2 protein-coding genes and 1 CRISPR repeat array are annotated in these 2,235 nt (G+C 29.9%); of the genes, one reads left to right on the top strand and one right to left on the bottom strand.

Going from position 1 to position 2,235, the window contains the following annotated elements:
• Window positions 1–47: 47 nt before the first annotated feature.
• Window positions 48–1,197: direct repeats of the CRISPR family, unit length 29 nt; unit sequence GTTTTATCTGAACTATGTGGGATAGAAAC.
• Window positions 1,198–1,537: 340 nt separating this feature from the next.
• Window positions 1,538–1,957: a hypothetical protein gene (locus tag ACYQZV_RS08965; protein ID WP_459895273.1), complete on the top strand. Its 420-nt coding sequence runs from the start codon at window positions 1,538–1,540 to the stop codon at window positions 1,955–1,957.
• Between the two features lie 11 nt (window positions 1,958–1,968).
• Here the strand turns inward: ACYQZV_RS08965 and ACYQZV_RS08960 are convergent.
• Window positions 1,969–2,235, bottom strand: a 267-nt coding sequence (locus tag ACYQZV_RS08960; RefSeq protein WP_459895270.1) for a hypothetical protein, incomplete at its 5' end; no start/stop codon positions are given.

The raw sequence follows: 2,235 nt of genomic DNA, 5'->3' as shown, positions 1-2,235 counted from the left end.
TTAGAAAGTCTTCTAAATCTTTATAAATATCTATCGCAATTTTGAAGGTTTTATCTGAACTATGTGGGTTAGAAACATGTTTGGTCTGACATAGGCTTCGCATTCATCACAGGTTTTATCTGAACTATGTGGGATAGAAACCTTGTTTAAAGTGGTTGGCTATATAGTCGTATATAGGTTTTATCTGAACTATGTGGGATAGAAACAAGCTCGAGACTTATGTAATCTTGTATATCTTTTTTTAGTTTTATCTGAACTATGTGGGATAGAAACTATAACAGGCTCTCAAAAGTATATAGATTTACCCCAGTTTTATCTGAACTATGTGGGATAGAAACAAGTATAGCTGTTATAACCTTTCAAAGTTAAACTTGTTTTATCTGAACTATGTGGGATAGAAACTATATGAATATGTATTTGTATATGAAGCATTTGAGCTTGTTTTATCTGAACTATGTGGGATAGAAACATCACTGACAGACGATTCTGATAATTTTGAACCGTCTGAGTTTTATCTGAACTATGTGGGATAGAAACCTCTATTTCTTTGTAAGATTAATATGTTAACTTTTCTGTTTTATCTGAACTATGTGGGATAGAAACAAGTCTTTTTTATTTCGTGTCTTAACTTTAAAGTTAGTTTTATCTGAACTATGTGGGATAGAAACTATTCTAACTGATTATCGTCTAATTCAAATGGTAAAAAGTTTTATCTGAACTATGTGGGATAGAAACAGCATATTTAAGAGGTTATTCTTCTTACGAGAAAAAGTTTTATCTGAACTATGTGGGATAGAAACGTAGAATTTTCAGACATACTAAAAGAAAGAGTAAAAAGTTTTATCTGAACTATGTGGGATAGAAACCTGTAATGTGTCTATATTGCTTAACAAATTGGCTAAAGTTTTATCTGAACTATGTGGGATAGAAACAGGGATGCTTGGTTGGAAAATCGCACCGCAACTATTACAGTTTTATCTGAACTATGTGGGATAGAAACTTTAAGAAATGTTCTTTTAATATAATCGAACACGGCATGTTTTATCTGAACTATGTGGGATAGAAACTCATCCTTTCCTCCTGTGAGTAATATAACAAAATTTGTTTTATCTGAACTATGTGGGATAGAAACTTGTATAAATTTAAAAATTGAGGTCTTTTCTATTGAGTTTTATCTGAACTATGTGGGATAGAAACGCGGTTATTAATAATAACCCTAACTTCCAATTCCAATTTTAAACCCTAGACCCCCCATCCTAAGCTGAAAGTCTATACAAGTTATTTTTCTCTTTAGGCATGGCGTAGTGTTTACTATCCTTTCACCAGATGTTAATATAAATTTGATTATGTTAGTAATGTTGTAAAAGCATTGATAGACAATAATTTTAAGCTATCATATTATATGATGTAAATTATAAAGATGATTTTCTTTAATTTGTAAGTATTATATCTTTACGATTACTTTACCGTAAAGACGAAAATCTTTATTTTTTAAGACGTTATCTTTATGTAATATTTATGATATAATGTATATTACATGGAAAAGAAATTAAAGAATTTCAAATTAACCGATGACATAATTAAAGAGCTTCAAGAGATAGCTTCTATCTTGAATATAACTGAAACAGAGGTTGTATCAAGGGCTATACATACTATGTATCTACAAATTAAATCAGAGGAAAAATCTACCATAAGCGGTGCTATAGTACCTTTATCCGAATATCAGAGAGTAAGAGACGCTTTAGATAATATTATTTTAAAATTAGGAGAGGCTCAAGGAGAATTAAATAATAAGGATAAGATAATTATTGAGAAGGAAAGAATAATAGAAGAAAAGGAAAAACAAATAAACGATAAAAATGAAATAATTAAAGCTAAAGATGAGACAATTCAATCTTTAAAGAACCGTCTTAGAGATTATATGTACAAAAAACCTTGGTGGAAGTTCTGGGATTAAATTCGTGTTATTCAGATTTTCTCTATCAATCTTCCAAACTCTTCAATAGAGCTTACTGTTTTAGCTTGATTTCTAAGATAATCTAAGAAATCTATATCATCTATTTGCTTAAGTTGATTTGTTATATCACTTAAATCTGTATTTGGGAATCTAAGAGATAGTATGTCAGTTATGGCTTCTATCTTTCCTTCTATCTTTCCTTCTATCTTCCCTTCTATTTTCCCTTCTATCTTACCCTTTTCTATACCTTCTAATATTCCTTCTTTTTTACCGTATTG

The organism is Hydrogenobaculum acidophilum (assembly GCF_054656715.1).
The sequence above is the reverse complement of the archived record's forward strand: the minus strand, read 5'-3'. Positions and strand labels throughout refer to the sequence as shown.

What these genes read in the sequence shown, in the direction of transcription:
- ACYQZV_RS08965 (WP_459895273.1), top strand. Translation starts at nt 1,538, where the DNA reads ATGGAAAAGAAATTAAAGAATTTCAAATTAACCGATGACATAATTAAA.